The organism is Bacillus sp. P4_E1, assembly GCF_056401715.1.
This window is the reverse complement of sequence record NZ_JBFUIV010000004.1, coordinates 114,526-134,230: the sequence shown is the minus strand read 5'-3', so window position 1 is coordinate 134,230 and position 19,705 is coordinate 114,526. Positions and strand designations below refer to the sequence as shown.

17 protein-coding genes, 1 pseudogene and 2 other annotated features are annotated in these 19,705 nt (G+C 34.2%); all 18 genes and pseudogenes read left to right on the top strand.

All coding sequences use genetic code 11. The features are described 5' to 3' along the window. Positions 1 to 104: 104 nt before the first annotated feature. Positions 105 to 336, top strand: a binding site (T-box leader). Positions 337 to 451: 115 nt separating this feature from the next. After that, positions 452 to 683, top strand: a binding site (T-box leader). Between the two features lie 307 nt (positions 684 to 990). Then, entirely contained in the window at positions 991 to 2,286 is a 1,296-nt protein-coding gene (locus AC1DS7_RS07150; RefSeq protein WP_476998874.1) for a homoserine dehydrogenase, read from the top strand. Next, positions 2,279 to 3,337, top strand: coding sequence for a threonine synthase (gene thrC / locus AC1DS7_RS07145; protein ID WP_002189302.1), 1,059 nt, complete (start codon positions 2,279 to 2,281; stop codon positions 3,335 to 3,337). Before AC1DS7_RS07150 ends, thrC begins: the two co-directional genes overlap by 8 nt. Next, positions 3,334 to 4,227, top strand: a complete 894-nt coding sequence (thrB, locus tag AC1DS7_RS07140) for a homoserine kinase (protein WP_002189304.1) — start codon at positions 3,334 to 3,336, stop codon at positions 4,225 to 4,227. The genes thrC and thrB overlap by 4 nt, the downstream gene beginning before the upstream one ends. Positions 4,228 to 4,319: 92 nt before the next feature. Next, positions 4,320 to 4,532 carry a DUF6366 family protein gene (locus AC1DS7_RS07135; RefSeq protein WP_002031378.1) on the top strand — a complete coding sequence of 71 codons (213 nt, stop codon included), beginning with the start codon at positions 4,320 to 4,322 and terminating at the stop codon, positions 4,530 to 4,532. Between the two features lie 218 nt (positions 4,533 to 4,750). Then, on the top strand, positions 4,751 to 7,054 hold the full coding sequence (locus AC1DS7_RS07130) for a glycoside hydrolase (RefSeq protein WP_215588959.1): 2,304 nt from the start codon (positions 4,751 to 4,753) through the stop codon (positions 7,052 to 7,054). Positions 7,055 to 7,412: 358 nt separating this feature from the next. Beyond that, positions 7,413 to 8,414 (top strand): LCP family protein, encoded by a 1,002-nt coding sequence (locus AC1DS7_RS07125; protein ID WP_088039780.1) that lies wholly within the window; start codon positions 7,413 to 7,415, stop codon positions 8,412 to 8,414. Positions 8,415 to 8,476: 62 nt separating this feature from the next. Beyond that, positions 8,477 to 8,737: pseudogene (locus tag AC1DS7_RS07120) on the top strand (sensor histidine kinase); the annotation flags it as partial. 134 nt (positions 8,738 to 8,871) lie between these two features. Then, positions 8,872 to 9,693 (top strand): peptidoglycan-N-acetylglucosamine deacetylase, encoded by an 822-nt coding sequence (locus AC1DS7_RS07115; protein ID WP_088039235.1) that lies wholly within the window; start codon positions 8,872 to 8,874, stop codon positions 9,691 to 9,693. A gap of 14 nt (positions 9,694 to 9,707) precedes the next feature. Further along, the gene (locus AC1DS7_RS07110) at positions 9,708 to 10,364 is read left to right on the top strand and encodes a YkyA family protein (protein ID WP_002135778.1); all 657 of its coding nucleotides are present in this window, start codon (positions 9,708 to 9,710) and stop codon (positions 10,362 to 10,364) included. Between the two features lie 158 nt (positions 10,365 to 10,522). Then, positions 10,523 to 11,203 carry an MgtC/SapB family protein gene (locus tag AC1DS7_RS07105; protein WP_002012374.1) on the top strand — a complete coding sequence of 227 codons (681 nt, stop codon included), beginning with the start codon at positions 10,523 to 10,525 and terminating at the stop codon, positions 11,201 to 11,203. Between the two features lie 77 nt (positions 11,204 to 11,280). After that, positions 11,281 to 11,817, top strand: a complete 537-nt coding sequence (locus tag AC1DS7_RS07100; RefSeq protein WP_061675411.1) for a GNAT family N-acetyltransferase — start codon at positions 11,281 to 11,283, stop codon at positions 11,815 to 11,817. A gap of 250 nt (positions 11,818 to 12,067) precedes the next feature. After that, entirely contained in the window at positions 12,068 to 13,876 is a 1,809-nt protein-coding gene (locus AC1DS7_RS07095; RefSeq protein ID WP_061689797.1) for an IucA/IucC family protein, read from the top strand. 67 nt (positions 13,877 to 13,943) lie between these two features. Then, positions 13,944 to 15,785 carry an IucA/IucC family protein gene (locus AC1DS7_RS07090; protein ID WP_215588960.1) on the top strand — a complete coding sequence of 614 codons (1,842 nt, stop codon included), beginning with the start codon at positions 13,944 to 13,946 and terminating at the stop codon, positions 15,783 to 15,785. Next, the gene (locus AC1DS7_RS07085) at positions 15,772 to 17,010 is read left to right on the top strand and encodes an AMP-binding protein (protein WP_002141367.1); all 1,239 of its coding nucleotides are present in this window, start codon (positions 15,772 to 15,774) and stop codon (positions 17,008 to 17,010) included. The genes AC1DS7_RS07090 and AC1DS7_RS07085 overlap by 14 nt, the downstream gene beginning before the upstream one ends. Further along, positions 17,007 to 17,282, top strand: coding sequence for a petrobactin biosynthesis protein AsbD (asbD, locus tag AC1DS7_RS07080; protein WP_002064932.1), 276 nt, complete (start codon positions 17,007 to 17,009; stop codon positions 17,280 to 17,282). Before AC1DS7_RS07085 ends, asbD begins: the two co-directional genes overlap by 4 nt. Positions 17,283 to 17,306: 24 nt before the next feature. Beyond that, entirely contained in the window at positions 17,307 to 18,311 is a 1,005-nt protein-coding gene (locus AC1DS7_RS07075) for a DUF6005 family protein (protein ID WP_002141368.1), read from the top strand. Between the two features lie 14 nt (positions 18,312 to 18,325). Beyond that, positions 18,326 to 19,168, top strand: a complete 843-nt coding sequence (locus tag AC1DS7_RS07070; protein ID WP_002031414.1) for a sugar phosphate isomerase/epimerase family protein — start codon at positions 18,326 to 18,328, stop codon at positions 19,166 to 19,168. Between the two features lie 122 nt (positions 19,169 to 19,290). Next, on the top strand, positions 19,291 to 19,497 hold the full coding sequence (locus tag AC1DS7_RS07065; RefSeq protein WP_000113539.1) for an alpha/beta-type small acid-soluble spore protein: 207 nt from the start codon (positions 19,291 to 19,293) through the stop codon (positions 19,495 to 19,497). The last annotated feature ends 208 nt before the right edge of the window (positions 19,498 to 19,705 follow it).

Genomic DNA, 19,705 nt, shown 5'->3' with positions numbered 1-19,705 from the left:
TTATTTTAAAATATAATTATTCATATTCTTAAAAATTGTGAAGAAAAATAGGCTTGCTTTTTAAAAAGTTGATAACTATAATAAGTTAACAAATAGACATGAACGAAAAAGTAACGATAAGGACATGAGATGATTTTTACGGTTTACAGAGAGGGAAGACAAGGCTGTGAGCTTCCTAACACGAAAAATGATCTTACCACCTTTGAACTTCAATAGTGAACGAGTAATCTAGTAATTATTGACGGTATCAGCCGTTATCTGAACTTGAGCAATCTAGAAGAAAGTAAGTCTAGGTTGGAACAAGGGTGGAACCACGAAAACACATTCGTCCCTTTCCTAGGGATGAGTGTGTTTTTTTAATTATTTTAAGATTGAAAATTTAAAATAATTAAAAAATAGTATTGATTTTGTTTTTTATGCGAGTATAATGAGTTAACAAATAAACATGAGCGAAAAAGTAACGATAAGGACATGAGAACATTTTTACGGTTTACAGAGAGGGAGGCCAAGGCTGTGAGCTTCCTAACACGAGAAATGATCTTACCACCTTTGAACTTCAATAGTGAACGAGCAATCTAGTAATTATTGACGGTATCAGCCGTTATCTGAACTTGAGCAATCTAGAAGAAAGTAAGTCTAGGTTGGAACAAGGGTGGAACCACGAAAACACATTCGTCCCTTTCCTAGGGATGAGTGTGTTTTTTTATCCCGCATTAACGGTCAGTAAGATTCCCATCTCAAAATTTGGCGGATGCGAGGGAGTAAGACGGGAGATCAACTGTCCGTAAAAGCCCGATTGGTTCAACTAATAATCAGTGAGGAATGGACAAAATCCCCACTGATTAAAGTTTCACTTTATTACTTTGAAAGGAGGTGCGGTAACATGAAACGATTAGTACGTACGGAAATAACCACCACCTGCATGATTAAAAAGCAGAGTAAGGTGATTCATAGGTGTAACAATTAAACTATTTAGGAGGAGATTAGAAAATGAATAACGTTATTAATGTTGGGGTATTAGGGTTAGGTACTGTCGGAAGTGGTGTTGTCCATATTTTGAAAGAACATTATAAAAAAATCACTCTTGATACAGGATATGAAGTAAAGGTAAAGACAGTCGTTGTACGTGATTTGGAAAAGGAACGTGATGTTTGCATTGATGGAATCGTAGTAACAAGTAATGTAGATGAAGTTCTAAATGATTCAAATATTGATATTGTAGTAGAGGTAATGGGCGGAATTGAAGAAGCAAAACAGCATATTGTTACGGCTTTACAAAATAAAAAACATGTTGTAACAGCAAATAAAGATTTAATGGCCGTATACAGTGCGGAGCTTTTGCAACTGGCAAATAAAAATGAATGTGACCTATGTTACGAAGCGAGTGTAGCCGGTGGGATTCCAATATTAAGAGGATTATCAGACGGGCTAGCTTCAGATCAAATTGAAAAAATAATGGGAATCGTAAATGGAACAACAAATTATATGTTAACAAAGATGAGTCAAAATGGATGGTCGTATGAAGAGGCTTTACAGGAAGCGCAAAAATTAGGGTTTGCAGAATCAGATCCGACAGCGGATGTAGATGGACTAGACGCTGCGAGAAAGGTAGCAATTCTTGCAAACTTAGGTTTTTCGATGAATGTTTCTTTAGATGATGTTCAAGTTAGAGGTATTCGAAAGGTTGAAAAAGAAGATTTAGAGATGGCCGAAAAATTAGGATTTACAATGAAATTAATTGGTAAAGCAGAGAAACAAGGATCAGCCATTCATTTAAGTGTAGAACCGACTTTATTACCAAGGCATCATCCGTTATCGAATGTAAATAATGAATTCAATGCGGTGTATGTTCACGGTCAAGCAGTAGGGGAAGTGATGTTTTACGGACCTGGAGCTGGGAAGTTACCAACTGGTTCTGCTGTAGTAAGTGATATTATTTCAATCGTTAAAAATATGAATCAAGTTCCGAAAAATAAAAGTGCGTTAAAAGAACCAGAGCCTTACGAATTACAAGGAGATGAAGAAGTAGTTTCGAAATATTTCTTACGTATTTCATTACGAGATGAGCCAGGGATGTTGCGAAAAGTAACGGAATGTTTCGTTAATTACTCTGTAAGTTTAAAAGAAGTTATTCAATTACCTTTAAATCGCGAACTTGCAGAAGTCGTTGTTGTGACGCATCGAACTTCAAAATATCAATTCGAACAAGTTTTAGGGGCGATAGAAGATGTCGCAAGTGAAATAAACAGTTACTACATTATTGAGGAGGAAAAACAATATGTATAAAGGACTATTAAAACAGTATGCTTCTTATTTACCAGTGAATGAAAACACACCTGATGTCAGCTTAATGGAAGGGAATACACCTCTGATTCCATTATTAAATATATCAAAGCAATTAGGAATTCAGTTATACGGGAAATATGAAGGAGCGAATCCAACAGGTTCTTTTAAAGACCGTGGCATGGTAATGGCAGTTGCAAAGGCGAAAGAAGAAGGGGCAGAGGCAATTATTTGTGCATCTACAGGTAATACATCGGCATCAGCTGCCGCATATGCGGCACGCCTCGGAATGAAATGTATTATCGTAATACCAGAAGGAAAGATTGCGCATGGGAAATTAGCGCAAGCAGTTGCTTATGGAGCGGAGATCATTTCAATAGAAGGGAATTTCGATGATGCACTTAAGGCTGTAAGAAATATTGCTGCAGAAGAGCCGATTACATTAGTAAACTCAGTAAATCCTTACCGAATTGAAGGGCAAAAAACAGCGGCATTTGAAATTTGTGACCAGTTGCAAAACGCACCAGATGTTCTAGCTATCCCTGTTGGAAATGCTGGGAATATTACAGCATATTGGAAAGGGTTCTGTGAATACGAGAAAGAAAAAGGCTATAAGAAGCCCAGAATTCACGGCTTTGAAGCGGAAGGAGCGGCGGCAATTGTAAAAGGACATGTCATTGAGGCACCTGAAACGATTGCAACAGCGATTCGCATCGGTAATCCGGCAAGTTGGTCGTATGCAGTAGAGGCTGCCGAACAGTCTAATGGTGAAATAGATATGGTGTCAGATGAGGAGATTTTACATGCGTATAGATTGTTAGCAAAAACTGAAGGAGTTTTCGCAGAGCCAGGATCAAATGCTTCATTAGCGGGCGTAATTAAACATGTTCAATCTGGAAAAATCAAAAAAGGCGAAACAGTTGTTGCAGTTTTAACTGGAAATGGTTTAAAAGATCCTGATATCGCAATTTCTTCTAATAAATTTGATATTGCAAGTGTGTCAAATGATATAGAACAAATTAAAGATCATATTAAAGGGGTGATTATGTCGTGATACCATTAAGAGTTCGTGTTCCTGCTAGTACAGCGAATGTTGGACCAGGATTTGATTCTGTTGGAATAGCTTTGTCATTATATTTAGAAGTAAGTGTAAAGGAAGAAGCTGATAAGTGGCAAGTGATACATTCTTTTGACGATTCAATTCCAAAAGACGATAAAAATTTAATTGTTAGCACGGCATGTAAAGTATGTCCTTCTTTATCACCCCATATAATAGAAGTTACTAGTAATATTCCGCTGACAAGAGGGCTAGGAAGTAGCGCATCAGCGATTGTAGCAGGAATAGAGCTTGCGAATCAACTTGGAAATTTATATTTAACAACTGATCAAAAGGTTCAAATTGCTACAAACTTTGAAGGACATCCAGATAATGTCGCTGCTTCTATTTTAGGTGGAACTGTAATCGGAGCACTTGATGGAAAAAATGTTTCGGTTGTAAGGATTGAAAGTAAGGAATTAGGCGTAATTTCTCTTATTCCGAATGAAGAGCTAAATACGGATGAAAGTCGATCTGTATTACCAGAGATGTTTCCGTTTCATGAAGCGGTTAAGGCTAGTGCGATAAGTAACGTATTAGTAGCTGCGTTATGTCAAAAGAAGTGGGAAGTTGTAGGTGAAATGATGGAAAGAGATCATTTCCACGAGCCATATCGTTTAGAACTTGTACCGTTATTACCATCAATTCGTAAATGTGCAAAAGAATTCGGAGCATATGGAACAGCGCTTAGTGGTGCGGGACCATCCATTTTTATTTTAACTCCGTACGAGAAGCGTAAAGAAATAGCTGACCAATTAGCGAGAGTATTTGCAGCTATGAAAGTATGTGAGCTTGAAATTGATCATAAAGGGATTACTGTAAATAAGGAAGAACATATTGGATTATAAAGAAAGCTAGCATCGCTAGCTTTCTTTACGTTATGGAGAATCTATTTTAAAGGGGATTTTTCGGAATGAACATTAATTTTAGAGGTGATTATATGAGTTCAAAAGAGTCACCAGAAGAAAAAAGAGAACGCATGAGACAAAGTGAATTGAAAAATAATCCTACCGGTTCTTTGAATGATGGACTCAACAGGGCGGAATCAGGTAGCCCCGCTGATATGACAGGTGGTATGAATTGGAAAGGTACAGGGATATTAATTTTAGTGCTAGTTTTAGGATATATTATATATAGTTACTTTTTCAGTTAAGGAAAGCTTGATGGAATTTAGATTTGCTTGATCTAATTATTAGTGAGAATAAAAAAAAGGATTAAAGTCCCCCTGTATTACATATTTTCTTTAAACAGATTATAGTAATACGTAAATTTTTTTTGCTCATAATAGAGCTAGCATAATGCTAGCTCTATTATTTTTTGCCATATTCCTGTAACAAACCTCCTGTATATTCAGTGGTGGAGGTGCAGAAGATGAAAAAAATGATAGCGATATGTCTTCTTACAACATTGTCACTTTCGACTTTAGTCGGGTGTGATGTAAAAGGTAATGATGCTTTACAAGAGTCTAAAATAAAGAAAGCGACGTATAAAGATTTTACTTACGATGTAAATCCTGAGACTTTTACGTTAACTGTAGAACATGATGGTGTAAAAGAACAGGCATCACAACCGTTACCAAAAATGAAGGTATCGAATTTGAAAAAAGACAAGGATCATACATCATGGGAATATCCGGATCAAAAAGTAAAAGTAAATTTAGAAAAGAAAAAAGACCACTTAAATATTGAAGTGGAATCGACTGGTGCAGAAAGTTTTACATGGCCAAAAGTGCAAGCTGAAAATTATACACTTCCGTTATGGGAAGGTAAGCAAATTCCGAGTAATGATGAGAATTGGAAGAAGTTTTTAAAGGATGATGCATATTCATTTGCTGAATCATTTTCTATGAAGTTTTTTGCATTAAATGGTTCTAAATATTCGATCGTATATATTGCGAACAATATGTTTAATAATGAATTGAAATTTCATTCAGATCCGAAAATAGGGTTTGATTTTACACATGAATTCCCGAGTATAAATAAAAATAAAACATATGGATTTCAATTATATGTGACAAATAATGATGCAGTAAGTATTGCTAAACTGTATAAGGATAATATTGCTCGAAAAGGTGAATTTAAAACATTACAAGAAAAGGCAAGAAAAAATAAAGAAATCGAAAAACTTTACGGGGCAGCTCATTTTTACTTTTGGAATCAAAATGGTTTATCAGAAAGTAACGTGAATTGGCCGAAGCTAAGAGAGCAAATAAATAGCCCGGTGTTTAGCCATATAAAAGATCTTATTAAAAAGAATAGTTCAGAGCCTGGGGAATTGAATGTATTTGAGCAGGTGAGTAAACAAGACTTTATCGATAAGTACCAAAAAAATGTTATTTTACGCTATACAAACGAAGTATTATCTATGAAGGAATTGTATAAAGAGGATATTTTCCCGAAAGTTAATCAGGAAGCTAGTGTGTTATTAAAGAAAGGTGTAGATCACTTATCGAAGACAGAGCTGTATAGCTTAAATAAACATTTATTAAAGTCAGTACTCGGTGATGCAGTTGAAGAAGTAAGCAAATGGGGTAAAGCAGATGGAACGGATATAATAAAGGAAATGAAAAAAGTAGGGATAGACAAAGCGTGGATTGGTCTACCGAACTGGGAACAAGGATTTATGCAGCCTAATTTCGTTACAGAAGCTAAGGAAATGGGATATTTAGTTGGTCCGTATGATTCTTACCATTCTATTCACGAAAAAGGTGATAAAAATTGGAACACAGCTTCTTTTAATGACCCATCGTTATATGAAGAAGCCACTGTAACGAAGAAAAATGGTGAGAAAGTGCAAGGGTTTTTAGGGAGAGGCCGAAAATTAAATCCGACATTATCACTTCCTAGTGTAAAAGAACGAATGAACGATATATTACAAAATGGCCCTAAATATAATTCATGGTTTATTGATTGTGACGCGACGGGCGAAATTTATGATGATTATTCAACAAAACATTTAACGACACAAGAACAAGATTTACAAGCAAGATTAAAACGAATGGATTATATTGCACAAGAAAAAGGTATGGTAGTTGGCTCTGAGGGCGGAAATGATTTTGCAAGTAGCACGATTGCATTTGCTCATGGAATTGAAACACCAGTTATTAAGTGGGACGATGAAGATATGAGAAAAAATAAAACAAGTCCGTATTATGTCGGTGGATATTGGTCACCAAATCAAAATGTTCCAGAAAAATATGCAAAACAAGTACCGTTAAAAGAAGAATATAAGCAAGTATATTTAAATCCAGTATATTCGGTGCCATTATATAAACTAGTATACAATGATTCGGTTATTACAACGCACCACTGGGAATGGGGAAGTTTGAAGGTAAAGGACGAGGTTGGAAATCGTATGTTATATGAGTTATTGTATAATGTTCCTCCGTTGTACCATTTAGATGAAGTAGAGTGGAATAAGCATAAAAAAGAAATTACAGAGCATCTGAAAGTTTGGAATGAAGTTCATGAAAAGGCAGTAAAAGAAGAAATGACGAACTTTGCATATCTGTCAGAAGATAAGCTAGTACAATCTACTTCATATGGAAAAGATATTAAAATCATTGTGAATTTCTCAAATAAAGATGTAGAAATAGAAAAAACGAAAATAAAAGCAAAGTCAGCTTTAATTAATAATAATGGGAAGCAAATGATATACACACCAAATGAGAAATAATAAAGTGAAACTTTAATCAGTGGGGGATTTATCCCTCACTGATTATTAGTCATCACCAATCAAGATGGTACGGCACAAACTTGACTCTTTATTCTTGCTAAATTGTGAGGTGAAAATCTTACTACCTGCAAATAACAGAATAATAAATATGTAAATTCGAATATTCCGAAGTATTGGATTTTTTAAGTTGATAAATAGTGACTTGCCAAAAATAAGCACAAGAGTATAATGTGAAATGGAATACATGTTGGATTCATGAAGTAACCTTACAAAAATGTAAGGTAATTGAAAGGAAATTCAATATGAAGATTAATAGACTTACATTATACTAGGGAAAGAGAAAGAGAGGCGAATGGGTATGAGCTCTGAATTAGAACAAAATACGAGAAGCAATAAAAAACGTTCTAAACGAAAGTCAATAAAATGGTTCATTTTAATTCCATTTTTCCTACTTGTTTTTGGAGGAGTAGGATATGGATCGTTTATATATAACAAAGCAAAAGCTGTTGTAAGTGATGCATATGCACAAATTGATAAGTCATCAAAAAGGGACAAAGAAGTGGAACCTTTAAAGGATAATATTTCGATTTTAATCATGGGTGTCGATGGAAGCGAAATGAGAAAAAGCCAATATGGTGAAGCGGTTCGGACAGATGCACTTTTATTAGCGACAATTAATAAAGATGATAAATCCGTTAAATTAGTAAGCATTCCTCGTGATTCACGTGTTTATATTCCATCTAGAAAGAAATTAGATAAAATTACACACGCACACGTATTTGGTGGTGTTGAAAGTACAAGAGATACAGTGGAAAGATTTTTAAATGTACCAGTTGATTATTATGTGAAGTTTAACTTTGAGTCATTTGTACAAATTGTAGATTCAATTGGTGGTATTGATATTGATGTACCTGTTACTTTCACAGAACAAGATAGTAAAGACCAAGCAGGTATGATCCATTTAGAAAAAGGTTACCAACATTTAAATGGTGAACAAGCCCTTGCACTTGCTAGAACGCGTAAAATTGACAGTGACGCAATGCGTGGTCAAAGACAACAACTTGTAATTGAAGCAATTGCGAAAAAAGCAATGTCTGTTCAATCAATTAGTAAAATGGGCTCTTTACTTGATGCAGTTGATAAAAATATGAAAACAAACTTAACGTTTGATGATATGCTTGCTATTACGAAAAATATGGCAGGATCAGATTTGCAAATGGAAAAGATGCAAATAGAAGGAACGGATAAACGTATTGGTGGTATTTATTATTACATTCCAAATGAAAAGAATGTAAAAGATATTTCGAATAAGTTAAATGCGCATTTAGGTGTTACACCAAAACCAAATCGAAATGAATAAGTATAAAAAAAGGTTGGCCTCAGCCAATCTTTTTTTATGGAAATGGACTGCTTCATTTATTTTTAGTAGAAGGGCTACTAGTTTTTTCACGTCTACAGTTAAATCATTTTAATTTATATAAACAAAAGGTGCAATTGTACGATATACTAGAGGAAATAATTTGGTAATTAACTCCTGAAATAGAGAAAATAAATTCATCTCATTGCAAGTTGAAAGCGAATTGAATTGATGGAAGATCAAACAGGTTAAAACAAATCTTCTTGAAAGTTGTACATAGTGCAATCAAGAATTGGTATGAAAAGAATAAAGAGCTTGTTGAGGCAGGAACAACAATTTTGATAAAACTCCCATTATAATTCATATTTTAGATTGTTTATATAGTGTAATAAAATAAATAGATGTATAATTATATTGGGTGATTTATATATAAGATTAATAGGGAGAGGAATTCGATAGAATGGAAAAGGCTTTTAAAATTAAACGAGTTGCAGTTGTTTCAGTAGCGATTGCAATAGTAGCTATTGGGTATTTCATGTTTCAATCTATTACTTCACCAGCAAAAGCTGTTGCGAAGCAAGAAAATATAGTGCAGCTTGCAAGTGAACAACAGAAAGTTGAAATGAATAAAACGGCGCCAAGTCGTTTTAACGGAATGGAAAGAAAAGTTGCTTATCTTACATTTGATGATGGGCCAGGAAAATATACGGCTGAATTATTAAATATGTTAAAACAGCATGATGCGAAGGCGACATTCTTTTTAATTGGTGCGAATGTAAAACAGTTTCCTGATTTAGTAAAACGTGAAAATGCAGAAGGACATTATGTTGGAATGCATAGTATGACACACAATTTTGCGAAGTTATATAAAAATGGCGAATATGTTAATGAAATGAAAGAAGATCAAAGCTTAATCGCAAATATTATTGGAAAATCACCTCAATTAACACGTCCACCATACGGGTCGAAGCCTGGTTTAAATGAAGACCTTCGAAACAAAGTAGTAGAGGGTGGTCTTAAAGTGTGGGACTGGACAATTGACTCTTTAGACTGGAAATACAATAAAGTACCAGTGGATGCAGCGGCAGCGCAAATCGCTCAAAATGTATTAGCTGGTGCAACAAAACCGCAAGAAGTCATTTTAATGCATGACATTCACCCGCAATCAGTTGCTGCTGTGCCAGCAATTTTAAAGGGTCTAAAAGAAAAAGGTTATGAGTTTGAAGCATATCATGAAGAGAATCACTTCCCCGTGAACCTCTGGCATGATAACCGTATGTAATGGAGGAATTGAAGTTGAAATATGGAAAAGTAGCAGTAGTTGGAGCATTATCAGTAGGATTATTATCAGGTTGTTTCGGTGAAAAGCCAGAAGAAAATTTATTTACGGCTTTTGAAGCAGCATCTACACAAGAAAAATCTTTAGCAGATGACACAAAAAAATTAGAGAAGTTAGAAAAGCAAGGACAAGAACTTTATTCTCAAATTTTACAAGAAGGTAAAGAGCATAATGAAGCAGTTTCAAAGAAAATAGAGCAAGCTACTGCAAATGTAGACGAGCGTGAAAAAGTATTGAAAAACGAGAAGGAACAGTTAGAAAAAGCGCAGAAAGAAACGACACCCGTTCAAAAAAATATTGAAAAACTCGAAGATAAGAAATTACAAAAACAAGCAAAAACAGTAGAAGAATCGTATAAAAATCGTTATGATGCCTTCCAAAAGATGAATGAGAATTACACGAAGGCGTTAGCGACTGAAAAAGAACTGTATGAAAAATTAAAAGTAAAAGAAACGAAGTTAAAAGAAATTGGTGAAAAAGTTAAAACTGTTAATGAGTTAAATGTGGAAGCGCAAAAGGCGAAAGAACAATTTAATAAACATACAAAAGAGTATAATGATAATAAGTTAGCATTTTATAAAGATGCACAAATTAAAATTAAAGAACAAAAATAAAGAAAGATCTTAATTATAATAAAAAGCCGGGGAAACATTGTCAAAAATGTTTTTTCGGTTTTTTACTTTAAATGAATAGAAAAGACTGGAATTGATATCATAAAAGAGTTATAGTGGATTGTTCCAAGGGAAACATTGTAAAGTAAGGAGAATGAAATATGTCATATGAATTTTTATTCAAATTAGGTTTAGCACTCTTTTTAGGATTATTCATCGGAATAGATAGGCAGCTAAAGAATAAACCGCTTGGTGTGAAAACAAGTATGGTTATTTCCGTAGCGAGTTGTTTAATTACAATGGTTTCAATTGAATCAGTGAATGTTTATTCTGTACCGGGTCATACAAACATGGATCCAATGCGTCTCGCCGCTCAAATTGTTAGTGGGATTGGTTTTCTTGGAGCAGGGGTAATTTTACGAAGAAATAATGACGTTATTTCAGGATTAACGACAGCCTCTATGGTATGGGCCGCTTCAGCACTAGGTATTGCGATTGGTGCAGGTTTTTATATACAAGCGACGGTTGCTATGATTTTAATTATATTAGCGATTAACGTACTTCCGCAAATTGTGAAAATTGCAGGCCCTTATTCATTAAGACAAAAGGACTTATCTATAAAAATTACCGTAAACAAACATCGAGAGTTAGACGGGATTTTTAAGCAAATTAAAAATTTAAATATGCAAGTGAAACGAGTGAAAATTAAAGATATTGATAATGGGGCATCTCAGCAATTGGAAATGGTCATTTTAGCTCCAGAAGATTTATATACAACTGAATTATATAGTTCTTTAAAAGAAATCGATCATGTTGTTTCAGTAGAAGTTGAAAGTAGATAAAAAGAGTGATGAAAATTCACTCTTTTTTTAATGCATACAAAACATTTTGCTATAATTATTTTCTAAGGGGGATGAGTATGGTGGAGATACATATTAGAAGGGCAATAAAAGATGATATTTCGGCAATTGCAAAAGTGCATGTGGATAGTTGGAAAACAACGTATAAGGGGATATTCTCTAATGAAATTTTAGACAATATAACGTATGACCAACGAGAAAAGCTATGGGAAAGTATATTTCAAAAAGAAGACGGGCATCAATTTAGGTTTGTAGCAGAAACGTTAAATGGTAAAATAATTGGATTTATCGATGGGGGAGTTGAAAGAACAGGTGCATATAATTGTGATGGAGAATTATATGCAATATACATTTTACAAAAATATCAAGGAATGAAGATAGGACAAAGATTATTTCAAGCATTGCTATCGGAATGTAAAAAAGATAATATGCAATCTCTGTTAGTTTGGGTTGTTGCTAATAACCCTTCTAAAAAGTTTTATGAAAAATATAATCCGGAAAAAATTGACACGAAACTTTTAGAAAGACTAAATGTAGAAGAAATAGCATATGCTTGGCGAGATATGGATTGTTTATACAAATCACTATCAATCTAGAAAACGATAATGTTATTATGTAAACTTAATTTACGAGAATGAAAAAATACATCAATTATTATATTGGTGTATTTTTTTGTTGACGGATTAAATGTTTTGAAAAGGTGAAAAGTTTAGTTAGATAAAAAAATTCTGAAATATATCTTGAAATGATTATCATTATCAATTAAAATCATAGTTGATAATAAAATTCAACTGTCAGAAGTTTCACAAAAAAATGATAGTGTTCGTCTAAAAGAGGAGGAGCAGTATGCAGCATGCGAAACAAATCGCGGAACATGCAACAATACAAAGCTTTTTAAATTGTTATTTAAGAGAAACAGGAAGTGGAGAATGGATTACGGAGGATAAAAGGATAGAAAATATTTTCTGCCATTCATTTCAAAGAGACGCTATCCCCACTTATTTATGCTGCCCTTTATCGGCACAAAACGTTACTTTGTATGGGGAAGTTATATATAGATCGTCAACGGACCGTCATCTATTTGGAGAACAATTTTATTACCAAATTGGCGAAAATAAAAATGTTATTAAAGCAGATTATATTACGGTTATTATGTTTTTAATAAAGGAAATGTCTATTAACTATGGAGAAGGTACGAATCCTGATGAACTTATGCTTCGAGTTATCTGTAGTTGTCAAAATATTGAGAAGTTTATACAAGGAAGGGAGCAGGATACAGCTGAATTATATGGTTTCCATACGACTTTTATAGAGGCGGAGCAATCTTTATTATTTGGACATTTAACTCATCCTACACCAAAGAGTAGACAAGGTATATTGGATTGGAAAAGTTCAATGTATTCTCCTGAATTAAAAGGGGAGTGCCAACTTCACTATTTTCGGGCACATAAAAGTATAGTAAGTGAAAAGTCATTGTTACAAGATTCTACAACGGCGATGATAAAAAAGGAATTAAAGAACGATGAAAAGGTAGGTCAAGAATTTATTGAAGAGTACTGTCAAGAAGATGAATATTCATTAATTCCAATCCATCCGCTACAAGCAGAATGGCTATTACATCAATCTTATGTGCAAAATTGGATGAATCAAGGTGTACTTGAATATATCGGTCCAGTAGGTAAGTGTTATATGGCGACATCATCACTTAGAACGCTATATCATCCTCATTCGAAGTATATGTTCAAGTTTTCATTCCCTGTAAAGGTCACGAATTCAATGCGTATTAATAAATTGAAGGAACTTGAGAGTGGACTTGAAGGTAAGGAAATATTGAATACTAAAATTGGAGAGGTGCTAGAAAAGTTTCCGGGATTTGATTTTATATGTGATCCGGCATTTATTACTTTAAAATACGGGGCACAAGAGTCTGGATTTGAAGTGATTATTCGAGAAAACACATTTTATAGTGAAAATGAAAATGATGCAACGCTTATCGCTGGATTAGTACAAGATGCAATTCCGGGTGAAAGAACTCGTTTAGCAAATATTATCCACCGCTTAGCGGATTTAGAAGGTAGAAGCTGTGAAGAAGTAAGTTTAGAGTGGTTTAGACGATATATGAATATCTCTTTAAAGCCGATGGTATGGATGTATTTACGTTATGGCGTTGCATTAGAAGCGCATCAACAAAATAGTGTTGTTCAATTGAAAGATGGTTATCCAGTTAAGTTTTACTTCCGTGATAATCAAGGTTTTTATTTCTGCAATTCAATGAAGTCAGTGCTAGATAATGAACTAGCGGGTATTGGCGAACGTACTGGGAATTTATATGACGATTACATTGTAGATGAAAGATTTCGTTACTATTTAATTTTTAATCATATGTTTGGACTAATTAACGGTTTTGGTACAGCAGGATTAATAAAGGAGGAAATTCTTCTTTCAGAATTAAGGTCTGTACTTGAAGCGTTCCTTCCATATAACCGCGAACCTTCTACATTTTTAAGTGAATTGTTGGAAGAAAATAAATTGGCATGTAAAGCAAATTTGCTAACGAGATTTTTCGATGTTGATGAACTGACAAATCCTTTAGAGCAAGCAATTTATGTACAAGTAGATAATCCACTCGTTAGAGAAGTGGCTGTTCGTTCATAAGTAGTGCTAAAATTTCACGTAATACAAATAATGGAATTTGATATTCCGTATTATAGCGGAGGGATTTATGAAAGAAGAAGTTTATCACATAAAAATATTGAAGGCACTCCAATCAAAAGAGTACATTTCAGTAAGAAGAAGAGTATTCCGGCAATTAGTAGAATCGTTAATTTATGAAGAAATCATTACGCCGATTCGTATACAAAAGGGAGAGCAAATACTTTTTATTATACAAGGTCTTGATGAAAAGGATCAAAATGTAATGTACCAATGCTATGGGCAAGAACGTATGACATTTGGGCGTATTTGTTTACATGACTCATTAATAATGAGAGTTCAAGATGAGGAAGAAGAAATACAATCAGTTTCACAATTTTTACAGGAGATTTTTCGGATTGTTCAAGTGGATCGAACGAAATTGGATTCTTTTATTCAAGAATTAGAACAAACAATCTTTAAAGATACGATTGCACAATATGAGAGAAGTTGTGAAGAAGACTATCTTGCGAAATCTTATGATGAGCTTGAAAGTCATTTAATAGATGGACACCCGTATCATCCTAGTTATAAAGCACGCATTGGGTTTCAATATCGTGATAATTTTCAATATGGATTTGAATTTATGCAACCAATGAAAATTATATGGATTGCAGTTCATGAGAAATATACGACTGTAGGATATGAAAGTGAAGAGAGTTATAACTGTACCTTTAAAGAAGAAATTGGTGAAAAGAAAATCGAAGAGTATATGGATCGTATTCGAACAATGGACTGTGATTCGAAGAAGTACATGTTTATACCTGTTCATCCTTGGCAGTGGGAGAACTTTATTATTCCGAATTATACTGACCATATACAGGGTAAATATATTATTTATTTAGGGAAATCAGAAGATGATTATTGCGCGCAGCAGTCGATGCGGACATTAAGAAATGTTACGAATCGAGAGAAACCATATGTAAAGTTATCAATGAATTTACTCAATACTTCAACTATCCGTACATTAAAACCACATTCGGTTGTGAGTGCACCTGCTATATCGAATTGGTTAAAAGATATAGTAAATCATGACCCTTATTTAAGGGATGAATCGCGTTTAATTTTGTTAAATGAATTTTCGAGTGTTACGTACGATGCGAATAAAAAAGCTACGTATGGCTCATTAGGATGTATTTGGCGCGAAAGCGTTCACAAATATTTAGATAAGAAAGAAGAGGCAATCCCATTTAACGGTTTATATGCCAAGGGGAAAGATGGGACACCAACTATTGACTTGTGGTTAAAGAGATATGGAGTAGAAAGCTGGTTACAATTGCTTATTCAAAAAGCAATTATCCCAGTTGTACACCTCGTTGTAGAGCATGGAGTCGCATTAGAATCACATGGACAAAACATGATTTTAGTTCATGAAGAGGGAATACCAGTCCGTATTGCACTAAAAGATTTTCATGAAGGACTGGAGTTTCATCGTCCATTTTTGAAAGAACTCGAAAAATGTCCAGACTTTACTAAAATGCATAAAACATATGCGAATGGTCAAATGAATGATTTCTTTGAAATGGACCGTATTGAATGTTTGCAAGAAATGGTTTTAGATGCGCTTTTCCTATTCAATCTAGGTGAACTGGCTTTCGTGCTGGCAGATGAGTATCAGTTGAAAGAGGAACAATTTTGGATCATTCTTGTTGAAGAAATAGAAGATCATTTTGAAAGATTTTCGCATTTGAAAGAACGTTTTGAAGCATTACAATTATATGCACCTACATTTCATGCAGAGCAATTAACGAAGCGTCGTTTATATATGGATGTGGAATCGCTTGTTCATGAAGTTCCAAATCCATTGTATAGAGCAAAGCAACTTACAATACAAAAATCAGTTGTTACAGGGGGAAATCATGCTAATCGTTAATAAACAAGAATTTAGCAAATATGATTTTGAATTGAGATTACAAGGTTACGAGGGAGTGGAACAATTTCAAGAAGCAGAAGGAAATAGATTTGCACTTTGTCTGAAAAATCCATTCGATATTATTACGCTTGTGTTTTTCCTAAAAGAAAAAAGAGCATCTGTACTACTTATTCATGAAGATACGCCAAAGGATACAGCTATTGAAATGGCAAAGCGCGCAAAGTGTACTGCACTTTTATACGGAGAAAGTAACGACTTTACAAAATTAGAAGTTCCAAATCTATTACAAGAAGAACCGTCTTTATTGCAGTATAGTTCAGGTACAACAGGAGAGCCAAAACTGATTCGTAGAGCATGGACGGAAATTGAAACAGAAATTGCTGCTTACAATGAAGCTTTAAAATGTGAAGAAGACGAAGTGCCAATTGTAATGGCTCCAGTTTCACATTCATACGGATTAATTTGTGGCACGTTATCAGCAATTACGAGAGGTAGTAAGCCTATAATCATTACAAATAAAAACCCTAAATTCGCATTAAATATAGTTCGTAATACCGAAAAACATATCATATACGCAGTACCACTTATGTTACATATTATGGGGAGTTTTCCACAAGGGACTTTTCAGTTTCATAAAATTATGACATCAGGATCACCTTTGCCAGAAACGCTATTTTATAAGTTAAAGGGCATGACGAAATACATGATGCAGCAGTACGGCTGTTCTGAAGCTGGTTGCATTAGTATATGTCATACTATGGAAACACATTTGGATTTAGGAAAACCACTTCCTCATGTAAGTATTAACATAGGTTCAAATGAAGATGAACCTGAAGAAATCGTAGTGAAAATTGCTGAAAAGGAGATCTATACAAAAGATTTAGGTTATAGATCTGAGCAAGGCCTTCATTTCATGGGGCGAATAGATGATGTTATTAATGTGTCCGGTCTAAAGGTATTTCCTATAGAAGTGGAAGAAACGATGCTTCGATTAGAAGGTATTCAGGAGGCGATTGTATACCGGGGCAAGCATCCTGTGATGGGAGAAATAGTAAAAGCGAAAGTAGTCTCTCGTATTGAACCAGTACAAATACGAGAATGGTGCATACAGCATTTACCGTCTTATAAAGTGCCACATGAAATTGAAAATGTAGCAGAGATTCCGAAAAATAAAACAGGGAAAGTAAGTCGGAAGTTATTAGAGATGGGAGAGATAACAACATGAGTCGTGAAATGTTAAAAGAAGCAGTTTTAAGTATTATGAGAGAAAAAATGGAACTGAAAAATGTAACGCATTTAGAAGAAACGATGCGTTTAAATCAAGATTTATATATAGATTCGGTAATGATGTTACAGCTTATAGTATACATAGAAATGGATTTAAAGCTATGCGTTCCAGAGGATGAGATAGACCCAAAGGCGTTTCTTACTGTAGGATCTTTGCTTGACTTTATGGAAGAGTTACAGCCGTTACACGAAATAAATGTGAATAACTAACTTTTTAGGAAAGTGGATGAGAGTATGACTTCAATTAAAGTTCACTGTTTAGTGAGTTGTTTTTGTGAAATTATAAAAAGGCGTAGCGATATAGATTTCCGTCCATTTTATTTCGGATTATGGGATGGAGATTTTGATATAACAGAAGGCGGGATTATTTCTTATCATTCCGAAAACATTAATCATGATAACTACTTACTTTGGTATGAAAAATTGTATGGCATTAAAGTGAACGAATGGTACGATCATTCAAAAGATAAAAGTAGCAATGTAGAAACATTTTTAGAATTAGTAGAAAATAAGCCGGAAAATCGTTACGTAATTGTAATGGTTGATATGTCTTTATTGCCTGAGAGAGAAAATAAGTTTCATCAAAAACCGTTTCCGCATTACTTAATGATATCGAAGACAGAGAAAGAAGAGGAATGGTTCATGCTTGATCCTGATTTTCGCTGGGAAGGGAATATGGAAAGAGAAAAAGTGCTCCATTCTGTTAAAGACAACCCATTTGGTGGAGGCTATTTCATTGATATAGAAGGAATTCAGGAGCCAACACAAGAGATGGTAGAAAGTTATTTCATGGAAACATTCAAAAAAGATGATAATGAACTAACAATGGAATTAAAAAAATTAATAATAAAAATGGTAAATGAAGAGGGTGGGTATTCACTTTCCGGGCTCGTAACGGCAGTAAAGCAAATACCCGTATTGGCAATACGTAAATATAGCTATGAACATGCCTTTGCATACTTCCGTGAAACTTTACAATATTCGGAGCAAGAATTTGATTATTGGTGTGATCGAGTGGAAGACATTGTACAAGGATTTACAAATGTACAGTACCGTGCTATTAAAATGGCAATGACAAATAATAAAGATATGTTATTACCAATTGTTGAGAAACTTGATGAAATGAATACAATTGAACTGCAGATTAAGGATGAACTAGAGAAACAGTTTCTGTTATGGAAAGAAATGATAACAAATCAGTCTTTCTTAACTAATACAAGTTCATTGAATTTAAGATAAGGGAGTTCAAACCAATGAAATATTCGCTATGTACAATTTCATTTCGCCATCAACTAATTTCATTTACTGATATTGTTCAATTTGCATACGAAAACGGTTTTGAAGGAATTGAGTTGTGGGGGACCCATGCACAAAATTTATATATGCAAGAGCGTGAAACGACAGAACGAGAAATAGATTATTTAAAGGATAAAAATTTAGAAGTTACGATGATAAGTGATTACTTGGACATATCATTATTAGCGGATTTTCAAAAAACGATGGAAAAATGTGAACAGCTGGTAACACTAGCTAATTGGTTTAATACAAATAAAATTCGTACGTTTGCCGGGCAAAAAGGTAGTGAGGATTTCTCGGAACAAGAGAGAAAAGAGTATGTGGAACGAATTCGCATGATTTGTGATCTATTTGCTCCGCATAATATGTATATACTATTAGAAACACATCCAAATACGTTAACGGATACTTTGCCGTCTACTTTGAAATTGTTAGAAGAAGTAAATCATCCATATTTAAAAATAAACCTTGATTTTCTTCATATATGGGAGTCTGGTGCAGACCCTGTAGACAGTTTTCATCGATTAAAGCCGTGGATACAACATTACCATTTTAAGAATATATCATCAGCGGAGTATTTACACGTGTTTGAACCAAATAATGTATATGCCGCTGCTGGAAGTCGTGTAGGAATGGTTCCATTATTTGAAGGTATTGTAAACTATGATGAAATCATCCGGGAAGTGAGAGATACTGATCATTTTGCTTCGCTTGAATGGTTTGGGCATAATGCGAAAGATATATTGAAAGAAGAAATGAAAGTATTAACGAATAGAAAATTAGAAGTAGTAAGTTCATAAGGTGAAATGATGAAAGAGTCTCGTTTAGGAGACTCTTTTTTTATTTTATCAATAACCAAAAATTACCATGTATTTAATTTCGGATTTGATACAGTTTAATATATATAAGGAGGTGATCGGTAATGGCTAGAAATCGTAACGCTAATCAATTAGCATCACATGGAGCACAAGCAGCTCTAGATCAAATGAAATATGAAATTGCACAAGAGTTTGGTGTACAGCTTGGGGCTGATACTTCTTCACGTGCAAACGGTTCTGTAGGCGGTGAAATTACAAAACGCCTTGTAGCGATGGCAGAACAACAGCTTGGTGGCGGATATACTCGCTAAATGTAGAAGGTTATAGGAGAAAGGAAGGATTCTTCCTTTCTTTTTTATTTTCAATTAATTGGTATGGATATATTGTGAACAGGATTCAAAGAATAGGAGTAATGCTATATTTTACCCAATTTCTTTTGTTGTAAATGGAAAGTAGTAAAGATGAAATAGCCCTGGTGGAATGTAAACATAATTTCCAGCAGGGCTATTATATGGTAAG

Excerpts from the sequence above, each read along its gene's own strand:
- AC1DS7_RS07150 (WP_476998874.1), top strand. The coding sequence starts at position 991 with ATGAATAACGTTATTAATGTTGGGGTATTAGGGTTAGGTACTGTCGGA.
- thrC (WP_002189302.1), top strand. The coding sequence starts at position 2,279 with ATGTATAAAGGACTATTAAAACAGTATGCTTCTTATTTACCAGTGAAT.
- AC1DS7_RS07135 (WP_002031378.1), top strand. The coding sequence starts at position 4,320 with ATGAGTTCAAAAGAGTCACCAGAAGAAAAAAGAGAACGCATGAGACAA.
- AC1DS7_RS07130 (WP_215588959.1), top strand. The coding sequence starts at position 4,751 with ATGAAAAAAATGATAGCGATATGTCTTCTTACAACATTGTCACTTTCG.
- AC1DS7_RS07125 (WP_088039780.1), top strand. The coding sequence starts at position 7,413 with ATGAGCTCTGAATTAGAACAAAATACGAGAAGCAATAAAAAACGTTCT.
- AC1DS7_RS07115 (WP_088039235.1), top strand. The coding sequence starts at position 8,872 with ATGGAAAAGGCTTTTAAAATTAAACGAGTTGCAGTTGTTTCAGTAGCG.
- AC1DS7_RS07105 (WP_002012374.1), top strand. The coding sequence starts at position 10,523 with ATGTCATATGAATTTTTATTCAAATTAGGTTTAGCACTCTTTTTAGGA.
- AC1DS7_RS07100 (WP_061675411.1), top strand. The coding sequence starts at position 11,281 with ATGGTGGAGATACATATTAGAAGGGCAATAAAAGATGATATTTCGGCA.
- AC1DS7_RS07095 (WP_061689797.1), top strand. The coding sequence starts at position 12,068 with ATGCAGCATGCGAAACAAATCGCGGAACATGCAACAATACAAAGCTTT.
- AC1DS7_RS07090 (WP_215588960.1), top strand. The coding sequence starts at position 13,944 with ATGAAAGAAGAAGTTTATCACATAAAAATATTGAAGGCACTCCAATCA.
- AC1DS7_RS07085 (WP_002141367.1), top strand. The coding sequence starts at position 15,772 with ATGCTAATCGTTAATAAACAAGAATTTAGCAAATATGATTTTGAATTG.
- asbD (WP_002064932.1), top strand. The coding sequence starts at position 17,007 with ATGAGTCGTGAAATGTTAAAAGAAGCAGTTTTAAGTATTATGAGAGAA.
- AC1DS7_RS07075 (WP_002141368.1), top strand. The coding sequence starts at position 17,307 with ATGACTTCAATTAAAGTTCACTGTTTAGTGAGTTGTTTTTGTGAAATT.
- AC1DS7_RS07070 (WP_002031414.1), top strand. The coding sequence starts at position 18,326 with ATGAAATATTCGCTATGTACAATTTCATTTCGCCATCAACTAATTTCA.
- AC1DS7_RS07065 (WP_000113539.1), top strand. The coding sequence starts at position 19,291 with ATGGCTAGAAATCGTAACGCTAATCAATTAGCATCACATGGAGCACAA.